Annotated in this window: 17 protein-coding genes; 8 read left to right on the top strand and 9 right to left on the bottom strand. The window is 44.4% G+C overall.

The window, feature by feature from the left end:
• Positions 1–50 precede the first annotated feature (50 nt).
• Positions 51–425 carry a CvfD/Ygs/GSP13 family RNA-binding post-transcriptional regulator gene (locus FC15_RS04685; protein ID WP_057824449.1) on the bottom strand — a complete coding sequence of 125 codons (375 nt, stop codon included), beginning with the start codon at positions 423–425 and terminating at the stop codon, positions 51–53.
• Between the two features lie 251 nt (positions 426–676).
• Here FC15_RS04685 and FC15_RS04680 point away from each other — a divergent pair, with 251 nt between their 5' ends.
• Genes FC15_RS04680 through FC15_RS04670 form a run of 3 tightly spaced genes read left to right on the top strand, consistent with a single transcriptional unit; the run spans position 677 to position 2,918 of the window.
• Complete coding sequence (locus FC15_RS04680; RefSeq protein ID WP_235803333.1) at positions 677–1,660, top strand: NAD(P)/FAD-dependent oxidoreductase; 984 nt, start codon at positions 677–679, stop codon at positions 1,658–1,660.
• Between the two features lie 53 nt (positions 1,661–1,713).
• Positions 1,714–2,229, top strand: a complete 516-nt coding sequence (locus tag FC15_RS04675; protein ID WP_057824457.1) for a phosphatidylglycerophosphatase A family protein — start codon at positions 1,714–1,716, stop codon at positions 2,227–2,229.
• Positions 2,230–2,279: 50 nt separating this feature from the next.
• Positions 2,280–2,918 (top strand): VTT domain-containing protein, encoded by a 639-nt coding sequence (locus tag FC15_RS04670; RefSeq protein ID WP_057824445.1) that lies wholly within the window; start codon positions 2,280–2,282, stop codon positions 2,916–2,918.
• 121 nt (positions 2,919–3,039) lie between these two features.
• On the opposite strand, the gene FC15_RS04665 is transcribed toward FC15_RS04670, so the two are convergent.
• From FC15_RS04665 to FC15_RS04650, 4 genes are all read right to left on the bottom strand, one after another.
• Positions 3,040–3,681, bottom strand: coding sequence for a TIGR01906 family membrane protein (locus FC15_RS04665; RefSeq protein WP_146979145.1), 642 nt, complete (start codon positions 3,679–3,681; stop codon positions 3,040–3,042).
• Positions 3,678–4,460, bottom strand: coding sequence for a TIGR01457 family HAD-type hydrolase (locus tag FC15_RS04660; RefSeq protein ID WP_083479098.1), 783 nt, complete (start codon positions 4,458–4,460; stop codon positions 3,678–3,680). Before FC15_RS04660 ends, FC15_RS04665 begins: the two co-directional genes overlap by 4 nt.
• A 68-nt stretch (positions 4,461–4,528) precedes the next feature.
• Entirely contained in the window at positions 4,529–5,482 is a 954-nt protein-coding gene (locus FC15_RS04655) for a YutD family protein (protein WP_057824440.1), read from the bottom strand.
• A 297-nt stretch (positions 5,483–5,779) separates the two neighbouring features.
• Entirely contained in the window at positions 5,780–6,094 is a 315-nt protein-coding gene (locus FC15_RS04650; RefSeq protein WP_057824437.1) for a hypothetical protein, read from the bottom strand.
• Positions 6,095–6,214: 120 nt separating this feature from the next.
• Here FC15_RS04650 and FC15_RS04645 point away from each other — a divergent pair, with 120 nt between their 5' ends.
• The 3 genes from FC15_RS04645 (at position 6,215) to pepV (ending at position 9,454) form a co-directional block, all read left to right on the top strand.
• Positions 6,215–7,600, top strand: coding sequence for a glycerophosphodiester phosphodiesterase (locus tag FC15_RS04645; RefSeq protein WP_235803332.1), 1,386 nt, complete (start codon positions 6,215–6,217; stop codon positions 7,598–7,600).
• 9 nt (positions 7,601–7,609) lie between these two features.
• Entirely contained in the window at positions 7,610–7,978 is a 369-nt protein-coding gene (locus tag FC15_RS04640) for an ArsR/SmtB family transcription factor (protein WP_057824435.1), read from the top strand.
• A 69-nt stretch (positions 7,979–8,047) separates the two neighbouring features.
• Positions 8,048–9,454: a dipeptidase PepV gene (gene pepV / locus FC15_RS04635; RefSeq protein WP_057824433.1), complete on the top strand. Its 1,407-nt coding sequence runs from the start codon at positions 8,048–8,050 to the stop codon at positions 9,452–9,454.
• 97 nt (positions 9,455–9,551) lie between these two features.
• On the opposite strand, the gene FC15_RS04630 is transcribed toward pepV, so the two are convergent.
• From FC15_RS04630 to FC15_RS04625, 3 genes are all read right to left on the bottom strand, one after another.
• A complete protein-coding gene (locus FC15_RS04630; RefSeq protein ID WP_057824455.1) occupies positions 9,552–10,073 on the bottom strand; it encodes a GNAT family N-acetyltransferase in 522 nt (173 codons plus the stop codon).
• A gap of 146 nt (positions 10,074–10,219) precedes the next feature.
• Positions 10,220–10,555 carry a hypothetical protein gene (locus tag FC15_RS09330; protein WP_235803331.1) on the bottom strand — a complete coding sequence of 112 codons (336 nt, stop codon included), beginning with the start codon at positions 10,553–10,555 and terminating at the stop codon, positions 10,220–10,222.
• 44 nt (positions 10,556–10,599) lie between these two features.
• The gene (locus FC15_RS04625) at positions 10,600–11,052 is read right to left on the bottom strand and encodes an ASCH domain-containing protein (protein WP_057824431.1); all 453 of its coding nucleotides are present in this window, start codon (positions 11,050–11,052) and stop codon (positions 10,600–10,602) included.
• 263 nt (positions 11,053–11,315) lie between these two features.
• Between FC15_RS04625 and FC15_RS04620 the strand changes: the two genes are divergently transcribed.
• On the top strand, positions 11,316–14,069 hold the full coding sequence (locus FC15_RS04620) for a transglycosylase domain-containing protein (RefSeq protein WP_235803330.1): 2,754 nt from the start codon (positions 11,316–11,318) through the stop codon (positions 14,067–14,069).
• Positions 14,070–14,210: 141 nt separating this feature from the next.
• Here FC15_RS04620 and ccpA read toward each other — a convergent pair whose 3' ends face one another.
• Positions 14,211–15,212: a catabolite control protein A gene (gene ccpA / locus FC15_RS04615; protein WP_057824429.1), complete on the bottom strand. Its 1,002-nt coding sequence runs from the start codon at positions 15,210–15,212 to the stop codon at positions 14,211–14,213.
• A 195-nt stretch (positions 15,213–15,407) separates the two neighbouring features.
• Here ccpA and FC15_RS04610 point away from each other — a divergent pair, with 195 nt between their 5' ends.
• A complete protein-coding gene (locus tag FC15_RS04610) occupies positions 15,408–16,511 on the top strand; it encodes an aminopeptidase P family protein (protein ID WP_057824428.1) in 1,104 nt (367 codons plus the stop codon).
• The last annotated feature ends 227 nt before the right edge of the window (positions 16,512–16,738 follow it).

Raw genomic sequence — 16,738 nt, 5'->3', positions numbered from 1 at the left:
CAACTATCTTACCAACTTGTTTTTCTGTCGTCAACAACTAATTTTAATTTTCAATCAAAAAAGGACAACGCTTCGGAGATCCAATCATCCTTAACTTCAGCTATAGCACGGTATCCAGCGGTTAAATGTTGATTCGTCCAAAAGAATTTTTTGTGTGCTGGCATGGTTGATGTTGGCTCATTCGCCAAAGTCCGCAGAGACAAACTTAACTTCTGCGAATATTCATCAATGTCCAATACCATCACTTGAACCTGATCTCCTAGATGCACAACCTTATTCAGATCATCAACGTAACCAGAAGTACATTCAGAAATATGGATCAACCCCTGAACTTGATCATCCAGCAACACAAAAACACCATAAGGCTGTACACCGGTGACTGTTCCGGTTAAAATATCGCCAATTCTGTAATTCGTTAGATTCACCTACTTTTTTATCAAATAACTGACTAGCTCTATTCTACCAGTTGCTGTGCAAGAGTGAAACTAAAACGGTCGCTCATCGATCAGTATCATTATGGTTAAAGTGACTACATCCCCGTCCTATTTTATGTTAAAGTAAGTTCACTGAGTTTTTAGCAAACCAGTGTCGATTAATGATGATTTTCGATTGCGACTCAAAACACACTATATAGTAAACAACTAATTTATGAATCGATTTAGGAAGTGACCAAACTTTGGAACATAAATATGATTTAGTCGTGATAGGTGGCGGACCGGTCGGACTCTTTGCAGCTTATTTTGCTGGCATGCGTAGTGCCGATGTTGCCGTCGTTGAAAGTCTACCTCAGCTTGGCGGACAAGTTTCCGCGCTATTCCCTGAGAAAAACATCTATGATGTCGGCGGTATCCCCGGTATCAAAGCAAAGGATCTGGTTAAAAATCAACTAACTCAGCTCGAAGCATTTCAACCCGAAGTTTTTCTCGAGACTTCAGTGCAATCGATAGAAGAAAATGGCGATGGTGATTATTCCTTGATCACGAATCAAGGTGTGATTCTCGCCCGGAGTATCATTATTGCAATTGGTAATGGGGCTTTTGCGCCACGAAAACTCGCTTTCGATTACGATCCTGAACTTGAACACAATGGGATGGTCGACTATTTCATTTCTGATCTCGACACCTGTCGCGGACAAAAAATTGCCATTGCTGGTGGTGGTGACTCGGCCGTTGATTGTGCACTGGCGCTGGAACCAATCGCAGATCAGGTGACAATTATTCATCGTCGAGATCAATTCCGCGGTCTTGAATCTAGCGTGACCAAAATGGAGAACTCCCGTGTTCAAATTAAAACGCCTTTCTTGCTCAATCAACTTCACGAGCAGGATCATCAACTTGCGGTCACACTTAAGCGCGTTAAATCGGATGAACTACAGACCATCTTGGTTGATAAATTAATTGTCAACTATGGATTCACAGCAGATAGTCGCATTTTGCGTCAATGGGGGTTAGAATTGAAGGGTGTCAAGGTTAAGGTGAATACAAAGATGGAGACCAATCGACCCAAGATTTACGCGATTGGTGACGCCGTAGACTACGAAGGTAAGCTCGATCTGATCGCGACCGGCTATGGTGAAGCACCGATTGCCGTCACGACCGCTTTGCAGACCATCTATCCGAACAAGATCCAGCCTGTACACAGCACAAGTCTCTTTAATTAATGATATTCGATAATTGAATCTAAATTTAAATAAAGTGAGGATGCGAAACAATGATGCCAAATCATCAAATGTTGTTTGACCACGTCATTGCATTGTTAAAGCTGCGTGGTGTGTCTGTCGACGATATTGCCGACCTCGTTATTTTTTTACAGAAGGATTATATTCGTGGATTAACGCATGAGCAAGCCGCAGAGAGTGTCAAAATCGTCTTGCAAAAGCGCGAGGTCCAAAATGCTATGATTACGGGTATTCAACTCGACATTCTGGCTGAGAAACATCAGCTTGAACAACCACTACAGGAGATTCTTGAGAAAGATTCCGGTCTCTATGGCATCGATGAGATCATGGCGTTGAGTATCGTCAACGTTTATGGTTCAATTGGATTTACGAATTACGGTTACATCGATAAGGTCAAACCTGGTGTTCTAGCGAAATTAAACGCTCACGAGCCTGGCATCATTCATACTTTTCTCGATGATTTGGTTGGCGCGACCGCTGCCGCAGCAGCCAGCCGACTCGCCCACGCTCATCCCGAGCTTGAAGATGATCAAGACGTCTATACCGATTAAGCATGCACCCGACCCGTTCAAAATAAGATACGATCAAAGGAGAATCACCATTGCCATTTATTGACTTTTTTTTGCACATCGACCAACATCTCTTCAATCTTGTCAACCAATTCGGCGGTTGGAGTTATCTCATTCTGTTTATTATGATTTTTATCGAAACCGGTGTCGTGATTTTTCCTTTCCTGCCTGGTGATTCCTTGTTATTCGCTGCAGCAGCACTCGCAGCGACAGGTAAAGTTAATCTGAATATCTTCGTCCTATTCGTGATTTTCCTGAGTGGTGCGGTGCTCGGCGATACCATGAATTATCATATTGGCATTAAGGTTGGCCTTTCCGCAAGCAAAAACAGCTTCTTTTCTAAGATGATCAATCAAGATAAAATGGCCGCAGCCGAGCGTTTCTTCGAAAAGCACGGCGGTAAGACCATCGCACTTGCACGTTTCGTCCCGTTTATCCGCACTTTTGCCCCCTTTGTATCCGGTGGCAGTAAAATGAATTACCATCACTTTCTATTATTCAACTTTATTGGCGGCCTTGCTTGGGTCACCTTGTGTCTCGTTGGTGGCTACTTCTTCGGTAACATCAGCTTTGTCAGTGAACATTTCACTTTAGTCGCCCTAGGAATCGTATTTGTTTCCTTGATTCCCGTCGGTGTGATCAGTCTACAGAATCGGCTTAAAAAAGCCTAATCAACATTGAAACACAAAAGAGACTCATTTCAATAATGCCCACTAATGACTAGACTCATCGTCTAACCATTAGTGGGCATTTTATTTGAAACAAATCTCTTTATATTGTGACGCGCACCGTTCAGTCCCCTAGCTTCAAGCTTTTCTTTGCATGAACGATTCCAAGAACCATCAGTGTTTCAAACAATAGAAACGCCAACACGAAACAATGCATGAAGAATTCTTCGGGCAGCACGAGAATAATTGGATCTGTTGCCGGATCGAATAACCAATCTTGGTTACGAAAGAATAACTGGTGAAAGGCAATGAAGAACTGGTCAAAATTGATTGAGGCAATGACTGCAAGGATAACTGGGACAACCAAGCCGATTTGTGCCGGCCATAAGAGTCGATAACGTTGTCGTCTCACTTTTAATTGATGTAAAAAGCGAACGGCGAATGGGGTTGAGATGATGAAAATCACCCAAGTCAAGATGAATAGCTTCTTCACATCAGCGAAATGAGTCGCCCCACTCACAGAAACTGGAAAATCAGACAGTCGTAGTGGATTCACCCAAGGCAATTGGAGGTAAGCCATCAGCTCAACATAATTATGATAGAGTTGTCCAGCCGTGACCGGATAGAGGTGACGGACTTGATAAAATTCAGCGTCAATTGGAAATAACGCATAACTTAACAAAAAAGTCAGGATAATCGCAAAGCTGAGACAGAAACCGGCTAATGACAGCCATTGCCCGCCAGCTTTGATACGACGGGCAATCATAGTGTCCACTCGTCCAGTGAATTGATTTCATAAGTGGGTTGAACTTCTTCTTGAGCAACGACTTCGGGCTTGCTGACGCCGGTATAAACTAATAGTGTATCCGTCTTTGCATTGATGCCAGCGCGAATATCGGTATCATAATTATCGCCCACAATTAAAACGTCTTCTGCTTCTTTGCCTAAGACGGCTAATGCAGCGTGGACAATGATCGACTCTGGTTTACCAATATAAGTGGCGCGTTGTTGTGTGGCGTGTTCGACCAATGAGATGACTGATCCCGCTCCAGGAACCAAGCCACGTTCATTGGGAAGATTCTTGTCCGCATTTGTGCCGATGAAAGTCGATCCTGAGCGAACTGCAAGTGTCGCTAATTCAAATTTATGATAGGTCACATCATAATCCAAACCAACGACAACATAATCTGGATGCTCAACCTCGAGTGTCATCCCTGCACCTAATAATGCCGATAAGAGGCCAATTTCACCGATCACAAAAACCGTCTTACCATGGAGATCGCCATGATTCTTCGCCTTGAGGTAACTAACCGTTGCCAATGAAGGTGTATAAATCTGATCAGGTCGAACATGGATATCGTGGTTGTTTGCTAAGTTTTCGGCGACGGCTTCTGGTGTCTTAGTCGTGTTATTGGTTAAAAAAAGAAAAGGAATTTGCTTCTCTTGCAGACGTTGAACAAAGCGACGTGCTGCAGGAATCTTTTCGCGTCCTCGATAGATCGTGCCATCGAGATCGATTAAATAGGCTGAATATGATTTCAAAATTTACGCTCCAATGATGTTTTAATCTATGCCATGAAGTTTATTTCACGGCATCGTACTGATAATTGTTGCTAAGGCTCAAGCTTACGAATATGGAACTCGTGTGACCGTGGCATCGGCTTCTTCTTCGGTGCTGTTGAGGATGTGGTTCCGCTTTTTGGCGATGCCGCTTGAGTTTTTACGGATGATTTTGGCTTCACAGTTTGCCGTGAATGAACGCCTGCCGTTTTTTCTCGTGAATTCACTGGCTTCTTGGTGTGAGACTGATGCTGATCCTGTCTTCTTGAAGTTGTGTCGCGAGTTTCACGACTTGGCGCTGCTTGACGCCCAGTATGACGCTGATTCTGGTCGGTTCGTCCAGTAGGTTTCACAACCATGTTTTGCGAGCAGTGCTGGTTCTCCGCTTTTGCAACTGGCGCCGGTGAACGATGATTCGAATAAGCCGCATCCCCCTGACGACGCGAACTGTTAGCCGGCTTGCGATTTTGATTTGACTTTGGATGTGGCCGGTTGTCTTGACTCGCTACCGTCGTTTGTTGCGTTGACTTCGCTGTCTTCTTGGACGTGCCTGAATTGCCACGTTGCGAATTATGTCGCCGATTTGAAGTACGAACGACATTCTGCTCGTGACTTTCGAGGACAAAAAAAGCACAACCAAAGTTACAGAATTCGAATAAATAATCCTGTAAGGTAGAAATGGTTTGATCTCGATTGGCAGAATGATTGCGATCATCGTAAAAGCCACGTAAACGCAACTGCTCAAATCCCCAATCACCAACGATATAATTATATTTATTGAGGATGGATTCGAATCGCTGTCCCAAGCGCTCTGGATCGAATCCATCATGATAGTTCTGAACAAGCGTGTATTCGTGGTTTCCCACTAGGATGTGACTCGCATCAGTCACTTTCACAACTGTTCCACGATAATTTTCATCTTCATCGTGCTTTACATTGAAAACACCTGGCTTTACCGCCAAACTGTCTTGGCGATCCGGTGTCAGTTCTGTCAAACTTGTTGTCATGTTCTAAGCTCCTTATTCACACATTCATCCCCGCTGACCGACAGTTAATTCAACAACTTCACACCATCCGTCGAAGCACAATGAATGCGATAGGCACAACGATTAAAAATTAATTTTCAAATTGGTTAGGCATTATTCCCACTTCAAACTGAGCATCGTTCGCCAGCTTCACTAAGTCAGCACTCGCCAAAACGTTTCAGACAATTAAGTCCGTTGACTGATTGTCTGCCGATTCGATGCCACGTTAAAATAAAATCGGCGCGGATAAGACGACTTGAAAGCCGTAAACTCATTAGGTTAACCGATGTGATTGGCACGTAAGATTTCCTTGACCGCATCGGCAATCTTACCTGCTGGCTTTTCCCATTCGACCCATTCCGTGAAATTTTCTGGTGGCATGGTATACTTTTCATTAATGTAGGTTTCATAAGTTTGCACCGCATTAGAATGAGGAATATTTAATTCCAAGATGCGAACTTCTTTGATCAACCCGCGCACGGCGGCTAATTCGGCACGACCATTCATAAACATATTGGCAATTTCAACATACTGACTGCCATCGTTACGAGTGATCTGCTCAATTAAATCTAATGTCTGATATTTTTCAGCCATTTTGAACCCTCCAAACAAGTATAAGTGTAACATTTTTATAAAAAGAGTGCGACCAGTCCTCACACAATTCAGCTCAGCCACAACCGCCAACTGAAAAAGTTATAGAAAGTAGGCATTCTCTTGCAATTCAAAAAAATTAGTCTTGGTCTCTCATTGCTGATGATTTGGTTTAGCCTAACTGGTTTCACCGTTGTCGGTCATCGTGGCGATCCTATCAATCAACCCGAAGAAACTTTTGCGAGTTTTAATCAGGCTTTTGCCGAGGGTGCTGAGTACGTTGAACTCGATCTGCACGTGTCGAAAGATAACGTGCTTGTCATTTCGCATGACCGCAATTTACAACGCGTGACCGGTCAAAACGTCATTGTTTCTCAGACACCTTGGGCCACATTACACACGCTCAAGCAGAAAAACGGTGAACCCATGCATTCGCTCGATGAACTCTTCGCGTATTACCAAAATCGTCCAAACGCCAAATTCTTGATCGAAACGAAGAAGACCAAAAAAGGAAATCCACAAAATATGGAAGCTTTAATTGCGCAAAGCGTCCAAAAATATCACATGGCTTCAAGAATTATGTTTCATTCCTTTTCATTGATCAGTCTGCAAAATCTGCAAAAGTTACTCCCGCAAGTGCCGCGTATTTTCATTGCGGGGAGTCTTAAAAAAATAAACTTCGAAGTCTTTCAATATGCCACCGGCGTTAATATTTCGTCAAACCTGGTCAATGAACAGATCATCAAGCAGCTCCACGCCGCGAAGCAAAAAGTCTACGTCTGGGATCAGATGAACGAGAACACGGATCAATGGAATTGGCTGGTTAACTTGCCAATCGACGGTGTCGTCACGAATTACCCAGCGACCGGGAAACAATATCAGGAAGCTAAGACTAAAGCAATCGATAAAAAAGTAACTTTCACCGGTGCCCTGACAAGTTTGAAACAGGAAACAAGTTACGAAAATCCGTATAATTTATCGACTAAAAAAACGCCGATCAAACCATTTTCAATCTATGACGTGGACCGTTTCATTATCAGCCAAGGCCAGCCTTACTATCAAATTGCGACCAATCGTTTTATCTCCGCTCTTGGATTCAATAAAGTGACCAATCTGAAACGACTCAGTCCTTATCTTGGCCAGCAACTGGATCTGAAGCCACAGCTCACACTGGCTCATTTCTATGATAGTCCGTTCGCCCCAAAAACAACCCGTGACTATCTGTTACCTACACAGACCCTGCAAATTTTAACGATTCAGTATCACGACAGCCAACTTTGGTTTGAAACTCAGAAAGGTTGGCTGAAAGCTGCAGATGTTCGAATCCAATTCGATCCGAACAGCAGCAACTGGTCGCAGTATCAGCAACTACCCGCCCAACAAAAACTCGCGATTCCCGCCCTCATTAAATTTGACCGAATACATTTATCAACAAATAATCAAAAACATTGGCAAATGATGCCCAACTTCCATTATAATCAACTTATTATCAAAACGATTCTACAATGAGGTGTCACCATGAGAAAAAATGAATTATGGGATGAGGATGAGACACCCAACGAGATCGACCACGAGCAACTCATCAAGGATGTCAAGGCCACATTACCACCTGCTGAATCTACCGAGGCAATTTCTGCCCTCTTCAAGATTCTAGGCGACCCAACTCGGGCCAAGATTTTATACGCACTATTCGAATCTGAATTACGCGTCTATGATATCGTAGCGATCTTGGAACTTTCTCAATCCAGTGTTTCACATCAACTCCGGCTGCTGAAGCAAGCCAAGCTGGTCAAGAACCGTAAGGCCGGCAAAGAAGTCTATTATTCGTTAGCTGACGGCCACGTGATGACGATCTTCAAGCAAGTCATCGAACATTTGAACGAATAATTCAACCCAAATGTCTCGTCGTTACCGTTAACGAAGCCAACTCCGATAATAAAAAAGAAATGAGGCTATATCATGATTAATTGGCAAGAAGAAGCACAAAAACGTTCAGAAGAACTGCTGACAGATTTATTTGGTTTACTACGAATCGATAGTGAGCGTGATATTGAACATAATTCCACAGAATTTCCTTTAGGTGAAGGCCCGGCCCAAGCGCTTAAATATGTCCTGAGCTTAGCTGAAAAAGACGGCTTCAAGACCAAGAACGTGGAAAACGTGGCGGGTCGGATTGAATTCGGTGCTGGCGACGAAACGCTGGGCATCCTCGCCCATGTCGATGAAGTTCCTGCAGGTGCCGGCTGGAAAACCGACCCGTTCGAACCACAAATTATCGACGGCAAACTTTATGCGCGTGGCAGCGCCGATGACAAAGGCCCACTGATGGCGGCATACTACGCGTTGAAGATTATTAAGGCACTGGACCTTCCCGTTTCTAAACGAGTTCACTTCATTTTAGGTACCGATGAAGAAAGTGAATGGGCCGGTATCACCCGCTACCTCGAAGTCGAGCCTACACCAGATTTCGGTTTCTCACCTGACGCGGAATTCCCAATCATCAACGGCGAAAAAGGAATTGCTTCTTTTCTGATTCAATTTGAACCCGGATTATCAACTCAGGGTCAAGTTCGTCTACGCCAATTCGACAGCGGCTTGCGTGATAACATGATTCCGCAAACGGCAACCGCCATCGTTGAAGGCGACGACCTCGACAACTTGAGTGCTGATTTTATCTCATTTGCCTCCGAAAATGGTCTGATCGCAGATGCTCAAGTTGAAGACCACCAATATGTTCTAGAATTAACAGGCAAAGGTGCTCACGCCTTAGAACCACGTGCTGGCATTAATGCTGCAACTTATCTTGCAACCTTCTTGGACGGCCTGACACTTGATCCTGCCGGGCAACAATTTGTCCACGTCATCCACGAACATCTGCATCTTGACTCCCGTGGCGAAAAGCTGGGGATCCAAAAAACAGATCCTTTGATGGGTGAATTAACCGCAAGTCCTGATATTTTCCACTATAAACCTGGCCAAATCAGCGATATCATCGTTAATGTCCGTTTCCCACAAGGAATCACCGCGGATGAAATTAGCCAACAAATGACACTCGCAATTGCACAACCCACGATTAACGCTAAAACTTTTGGTCGCGTTGAAATACCACACTATGTTCCTGCGAACGACCCGCTCGTCCAAACGCTGCTCGATGTTTATGAAAGACAGACCGGAGAAAAGGGACAAGAACAAATTATCGGTGGTGGAACCTATGGCCGAATTTTAGACCGTGGCGTCGCCTTCGGGGCACAATTCCCAGGTCGCGAAAACGTCATGCACCAAGCCAATGAGTACATGCCAGTCGAAGATATCATTACCGCCACCGCGATTTATGCCGAGGCAATCTATGAGCTAATTAAGTAAATCGAACTCGACCTTGACTTCAGAGTACACAAAAGCAAGTCCATGAGTCTCATGGACTTGCTTTTTTTGAGATTCCAATTAACTTCAGAATCACTGTTTATGCAATTGTCTTCATCATCATCAAATCTGTTTGTGGGTCGGTTCCCATCATAAAGGTGTGTTCACCGATTTTGTGAAAGCCAAGATGTTCATAGAAGTGCTGCGCGGCAAAATTCTTTTCCCAAACACCCAGCCAAACTTCTGATTTATTCAACTGATGCGCAACTTGTTCTGCTTGGGCAATCAAGCGGCTGCCCAATCCGTGGCGTTTAAATGTCGGAAGAATATAAATACGCTCAACTTCCAACGCGTTCTCGCCGACGTCTTCCGTTTGCGCAGCACCCTGATTTAATTTGAGATAGCCTGCGAGTTCCCCCTCTAAATAGGCAAAATAAAAGACACTCAATGGCGCTACCAATTCTGCGGTTAATTGCTCAACGCTATACGCTTGTTTCAAATAATTTGCCAAGTCTTCCGGTGAATTCTGATCACCAAATGTATCCGTAAATGTTGTGATGCTAATTTCGCGCAAGCAATCAACATCTGCTGTGGTTGCTTTTTTTAACGTGATTTCTGCCAAGTCTATCGTCTCCAATCGTTCAATTCTTGTCGAAAAAAATAAAGCACCTTCAAGACACCGACCATGACCTAACGGTGTCTGAAACATGCTTCTAACCCACCCGGTGGCAGGTCGTTAACTTATTTAATTTTAATGATCCAATTAACTCATCGTAAAATACAAGAGCATTGCACCGATGGCAAAGATGACCAATCCCCAGAATAATTGTGAGAACATACGACGATCTCCGAAAATCCAGCGGAAGACAAACCATTTACGCCCGAAGGAAAAATCAAAACACCAAGTGCGGCTAAAATAATGCCTATCGTTCGCAGTGGATCACTCATCAAGCTATTGGTTAATCCTGTCATGCGTTTCCTTCTTTCTCGTGACGAAACAATCTTGATGTAACCCACTATACCGGCGATTGCATGGTCAAACAAGGTACCAAAGTCATAAATGCAGTGTCTATCACCAACGCCATTCAAAATTAAGCTTGCCATCTGATCTCATCTGGTGCCAACCCAACTTTTTGAAGGCCAACCCGTTAGTCACAACGCACAAAACTCTCGCAGACGACCGGATCTTGTTCCGAGAATTGAAAGTTAGCTGCTTTAGCTTCCGCACTGAAAAAATCGTAATGCTTTTCACGCCATTGTTCAAGGCTCAAATCACCCTCGCCTTCTCTTGCAGCGTGCTCAGCCGAAACTTCGTCATATGGCATCACTTCGACCTTAGTCGTTTGAATGACAGCGCGCGGCTGTTGACGACCATCGAGTATAATACTGTAGTCCCCAACCTTAGGCAACGGCTCATTGGTCCAACGATATAATTGATAGAGCGAAGTCGTTGCGGTCTTTTTCCCTGCAAGCACCAGTGCCAACAATTCATCTGCAAGCTCAGGTGTGTCGCCGAACGACCACGCCGAATATTGATCACCTGCGTCTGGATGAGTTGCCGTGAATTGCTCCCAGTAAGTTGGAATTGCTAAACTAGTCATGGTCACCCGACCTTTCTAAACTTAAGTTTAGTCTATCTTTTTTTGATTGAAAACTCAACTGTCGACTGATTATCAATCAGGGCATCTACGGGCGACACGCACCAATTACCGTACTGTCACACTTCTTAACCAGTAAACCGTGGATTGTCATCTTTCAATCACAGAAAGTTAACAATCTGTTAACAGTCTTGACGAAATAACCATCGTTGTTTGAAAATGTTATATAATTCAAGAGTGTAACTTATGAAAAGGTGGCGTTATTTGTGAACGAGCCCCAAGAATGGTGGGCAAAGTTGCGACTCCAATTGCAAAAATGGAGTCGCAACTTTGGTCGTCTACTACAGCAACTCTTTAAAAAATTACAACGATTCATTAAGCAACAAAATCAAAATTCTCAGAACCCACAGGATTGGCAGTTTAAATTCAATGTGGTCATGAGTACGATTCGGACGCTGGTACTCTACGGTGTTGCGTTTCTGCTTGTATTAGGTGGACTTGGTGTTGGATTAGGCATCGGTTATTTCAGTGGCTTGATGAGTCACGAAGATGTGCCCAGCTATACGAGTATGAAACGACAAATCAGTGACATGAAGCAGTCTTCTGAGCTCTATTTTGCAGACAATGTCAAATTAGCGAATGTCAAGAGTGACTTGATCCGAACGAAAGTCACCGCTGATCAAATTTCTCCCTATCTAAAAGCTGCCATCGTTGCGACCGAGGATAGTGACTTCTACGAGCACGATGGCGTGGTTCCGAAGTCACTGATCCGTGCCGTTCTTGCTGACGTGACTGGCATGGGCACACAGACTGGTGGTTCGACACTGACACAACAACTCGTTAAGATGCAACTCCTTTCCTCTGAGACCACTTGGAAACGTAAAGCCATCGAAGTGATGCTTGCGCTACGTGTCAACAAGTATTTCAGCAAAGAACAAATCTTGAGTTCATATTTAAATGTCGCAACGTTTGGGCGTAATAATGCCGGACAAAACATTGCTGGCGTTCAGGCTGCTGCTAAGGGTATTTTTGGGGTGACTGCTAAGAATCTCAGCTTACCGCAGGCGGCTTTCATCGCCGGATTACCACAGAGTCCCTCAATCTACACGCCTTTCACACAGACTGGTACGCTCAAGAAAGATTATTCACTCGGACTGAAACGTAAGAACGTCGTTTTATTCCGAATGTTGCGTAACGGCGATATCACTCAACAACAGTACGATGATGCTAAAAAGGTTGATCTCGCTAAGCAATTTTTACAAAAAGGAACCGCTGCACAGCAGAATGTCAAATATGGTTACGTTTATAACCTCGTCTTGGGCCAAGCGCGAACCATCCTAATCAAACAGCTGATCCAACAAGATGGTCGCAAGGTCGCACAGGTTGAAAAAGACAAGGCACTGTATCAAACCTATTACGATTCTGCAGACACACTATTGCGCCAAAAAGGTTATCGTGTTGATAGCACGATCAATAAGACGCTCTACGATGGGCTCCAAGATGCCACCTCGGAAGCGAGTGCCAATTTTGGTCCTAGTTACACCGAGACCGCCTACGACAACAACCTTCAAAAGACGGTGACGATTACCGAGCCCGTACAAGTCGGCAGTATTCTACTTGATAATAACTCGGGTAAGGTGCTGGCATTTGTCGGTGGCCGCGATTATGATGAGAGCCAAGTCAATCATGCCTTTAACACGCTGCGTTCCCCAGGATCGACGATGAAACCATTGATGGTTTATGGCCCTGCTGTTGAAAACAAAGTTATCAACACTCAAACCCAACTCGCCGATTTTCCTCAGGATTTCAATGGCTACAAGCCTTCTGACTACGGACAAACCTCCCTCAACAAGTTTGTCTCTGCCAGCGACGCTTTAGAGCACTCGTACAATTTACCAACCGTTAATCTATATAACTACCTCTTAAACAAAACATCCGTCAATCCATCGAATTACATGAAAAAAATGGGGATCAATCTAACCGCTAAGGAAAGCTCCGAATTGGGGATTGCCTTAGGTGGGACCTCTGAAGGTATCTCCGTTAAACAAAACGCGAGTGCCTTCTCCACGTTTGCCAATCAAGGCGAGCGCGTTCAACCTTATGTGATCACTAAAATCACTGCACCAAATGGCTCGGTGATTTATCATCATAAAGAAGCTAAGACGACCGTTTTCAGCAAAAACACGGCTTACATCATCCAACACATGCTCCATAACGTGGTCACTGAAGGAACCGCCTCATCATTAAAATGGCGTTTGAACTTCAACACCGATCACGTCTGGGGCAAAACCGGGACCACCAACGACAACAAAGATATTTGGTTCGTTGGTTCAACGCCTGGGATGACACTTGCCAGCTGGATGGGTTACGATAACTTCTACGGTAATCAGCATACCCTCAATTCATCGGCCAGCTCAGCCAACCTGACTTACTGGTCACAGATGGCAAATCTCATTTATTCACAACAGCCTAGTCTGTTAAAACTCGACCACGCCATGGCAAGGCCTAGCGGCGTTAAGTCCCACCAAGTCTTATCCAGTACCGGCACTGCCGAGGGTAACCTCACCGTCAACAATCAAAGTTTCGACTTGAAAGGTAATCTTGTGACTGCCCTCTTCAATGACAGTAACCCTACCGCACCAAGCGAGAAATTTGCAATTGGTGGTACCGACAAAAATTATCAACTCTTCTGGGATAATTTCATGGGCAAACACAATAATTACGGTGTTCGTCTCAACATGGATGCTAAAGGAAATGTGATCGACGGTAACGGCAATATTGTCAATGAAGATGACAATACCACAAGTTCCACGACAACGACGTCGACGACAAATCCAACGACCAACGTGATTGCCAATCAAACAAGTCGCTCGGCGACAAGTTCCTCGTCTTCTGCATCCAGCAGCTCCAGCAGTTCTGTTGCCTCGACCATCACACCTGCAGCTGACACGACAACAGGAACTGGCACCACGCCAGATACAACAGATGACACGACGCAAACGACCGGCACCACCCGTTAAACCATTTAACATCAGTTAAGAACAGAAACGGGCACACGTTAGAATCTAGACGTGTGCCTGTTTTTAATTTAAAAATTCCACTGCATTCAAAAAGACACACCGAATAATCAGTGTGTCTTCACAGCAACGATCTTTGCTTACTTATTTGGTTGAGTTACGGGTAATGATGCTATGTGGCAAGAGAATCGTATTTTGATCGATTTCTTCTTTGTTCATCATCTTCGTCAACAAACGCATGGCAACGGCACCGATATCATAGAGTGGTTGTGCGATCGATGTCAGCTTTGGACGCACGATTTCGGTTAGCATCGTGTTGTTGCTGGTAATGATTTCGAAGTCTTCTGGAATCTTGACTTGGGCATCACGGGCACCGTTCAAGAATCCAACGGCTAATTCATCATCCGTAACGATTGCGGCAGTTGCGCCTGCACGCTTGACTGCATCCCAAACAGCCTCGCCAGCACGATAGCTATATTCTGTTTCGAAAACATAGCTCTCATCATAAGCAATTTTAGCTTCGCTGAGGGCTTCTTGGTAGCCTTTCAAACGGAATTGGCCATTGATTGGATCACTTAATGAACCCGTGACAAAAGCAATTCGCTGATTACCTGAAGCAATTAATCGTGCAGTCGCTTCTTTAACAGCCGCCACGTAATCAATATTGACACTCCCAAATTTGTCCTGCGGATCAACCGTGCCAGCAAGAACGACGGGTGTCTTACCGCGTTCCAATTCTTTACGAGTTGAATCTTCAACATGCTGACCCATGAAAATCAAACCATCGACTTGTTTAGCCATGATACTTTGTAAAACAGCATCTGTCTTGTGTTTTCCTTCATCGGCACTCGCCAAGATGATATTATATTTGTACATCGTGGCAACGTCATTGATACCGCGTGCAAGTGAAGCGTAAAAAATATTAGTGATATCAGGGATCAGGACCCCAACGGTTGTTGTCCGATGACTAGCTAAACCACGCGCCACGGCGTTAGGACGATAATCCAATTTCTCAATCACTTTTAAAACTTTTTCACGCGTATCTGGACGCACATTTGGGTTACCATTGACGACACGAGAAACCGTTGCCATCGACACACTTGCCTCACGGGCAACATCATAAATTGTAATCGATTGTTTTTCCACGTTATAAATCTCCCTACGGTTTTCATAGATTTCTAGACTAATTTATCACTATTTAAAGATAATTGCAAACGTTTTATAAAAATTCAGTGAAAATAAATCGTTTTCAGTATATCATACTTTCAATAATCTTTCATAGAAATGTTTTCTACATATGGTATACTGACATTGAGTTCTACAATGAAAGGAAGTCTTCCCATGACAAAACTTGAGTCATTACAAAATTGGGTCCAAGCACAACACCTGGACGTCGTTTACATTAGTGATCCGAACAGTGTCGGTTACTTCACCAATTTCATCTCCGACCCCCACGAGCGCATCTTAGGCCTATTCGTCTTTGCAGACGCTGAGCCATTCCTCTTCGCACCAGAACTTTCAGTGGGTTCTGCTCAGAAAGCCGGCTGGTCAGGCGAAATTCACGGCTATCTCGATCATCAACATCCTTTCGCGATGATTGCCGATTTAATCAAGGCACGCACCTCACACTATGCCAAATGGGGCCTAGAAAAAGACAGTCTCCCTGTTCAGCGATTTGAAGCTGTTCGTGCAGAATTTCCTGACGCGACTTTTCCTGGAAATGTTTCTCGATTCGTCGAACATATGAAACTTTTCAAAACACCTGAAGAAATCAAGTTAATGGAAGAAGCCGGTGAGGAAGCTGACTTAGCATTTTCAATTGGCTTTAATGCCATCCAAGAAGGCCGCACCGAGCAAGAAGTCGTTGCAGAAATCGAATATGGCCTAATGAAACAAGGCATCATGGAAATGAGCTTTGACACCATCGTTCAAGCGGGGGCAAATGCTGCCAATCCGCACGGTGGACCTGAAAAGAATGCCATCGAACCAAACCAACTCATTCTGTTCGACCTAGGAACTGCCCATCACGGCTATATGAGCGACGCCAGCCGGACAGTCGCTTTTGGTCAATTAAGCGACAAGCAACGTGACATTTACGATGTCTGCCTAGAAGCGCAGCTCGCTGCGCAAGACGCTGTTAAGCCCGGTTTAACGGCAGCAGAATTAGATAAAATCGCCCGCGATATCATCACAAAAGCTGGCTATGGCGAGTACTTCATTCATCGCCTAGGCCATGGGATCGGCACGTCAACTCACGAGTTTCCATCTATCATGGAAGGTAATGAGATGGTACTTGAGCCAGGCATGTGCTTCTCTATCGAACCAGGCATTTACATTCCTGGTTTCGCGGGTGTTAGAATTGAGGACTGTGTTCACGTCACCGAAGATGGTTGCAAAGCGTTCACACATACTAATAAAAAATTAAATCATATTCCTGTTCATTAGTATTTTAGTCATTATTGAGGAGGTCCTGAATCTTATTTGATTCGGGACTTTTTTATTGATTTGTTTGGATCTTTCAGTTTGCACGTTGGACCCGTCAGTCCTCTGCGTGGAAAGTTGTTGCTTTTGCTGTGGGGCCGGCTGCAGGTTTATTCGGCTCGCGCTTCGCACTCGGCGAATAAATCTTCCGCCTTAAACATTAGCCTTCGCAAACGTGTTCCATACTCTAT

This window comes from Lapidilactobacillus concavus DSM 17758 (assembly GCF_001435835.1).
GTDB lineage: Bacteria > Bacillota > Bacilli > Lactobacillales > Lactobacillaceae > Lapidilactobacillus > Lapidilactobacillus concavus.
Note: the sequence above shows the minus strand (reverse complement) of the source record. Positions and strands in the feature narration are given on the sequence as shown.

Excerpts from the sequence above, each read along its gene's own strand:
- FC15_RS04655 (WP_057824440.1), bottom strand. The coding sequence starts at position 5,482 with ATGACAACAAGTTTGACAGAACTGACACCGGATCGCCAAGACAGTTTG.
- FC15_RS04650 (WP_057824437.1), bottom strand. The coding sequence starts at position 6,094 with ATGGCTGAAAAATATCAGACATTAGATTTAATTGAGCAGATCACTCGT.
- FC15_RS04610 (WP_057824428.1), top strand. The coding sequence starts at position 15,408 with ATGACAAAACTTGAGTCATTACAAAATTGGGTCCAAGCACAACACCTG.
- FC15_RS04665 (WP_146979145.1), bottom strand. The coding sequence starts at position 3,681 with ATGATTGCCCGTCGTATCAAAGCTGGCGGGCAATGGCTGTCATTAGCC.
- FC15_RS09330 (WP_235803331.1), bottom strand. The coding sequence starts at position 10,555 with ATGGCAAGCTTAATTTTGAATGGCGTTGGTGATAGACACTGCATTTAT.
- FC15_RS04640 (WP_057824435.1), top strand. The coding sequence starts at position 7,610 with ATGAGAAAAAATGAATTATGGGATGAGGATGAGACACCCAACGAGATC.
- FC15_RS04625 (WP_057824431.1), bottom strand. The coding sequence starts at position 11,052 with ATGACTAGTTTAGCAATTCCAACTTACTGGGAGCAATTCACGGCAACT.
- FC15_RS04675 (WP_057824457.1), top strand. The coding sequence starts at position 1,714 with ATGCCAAATCATCAAATGTTGTTTGACCACGTCATTGCATTGTTAAAG.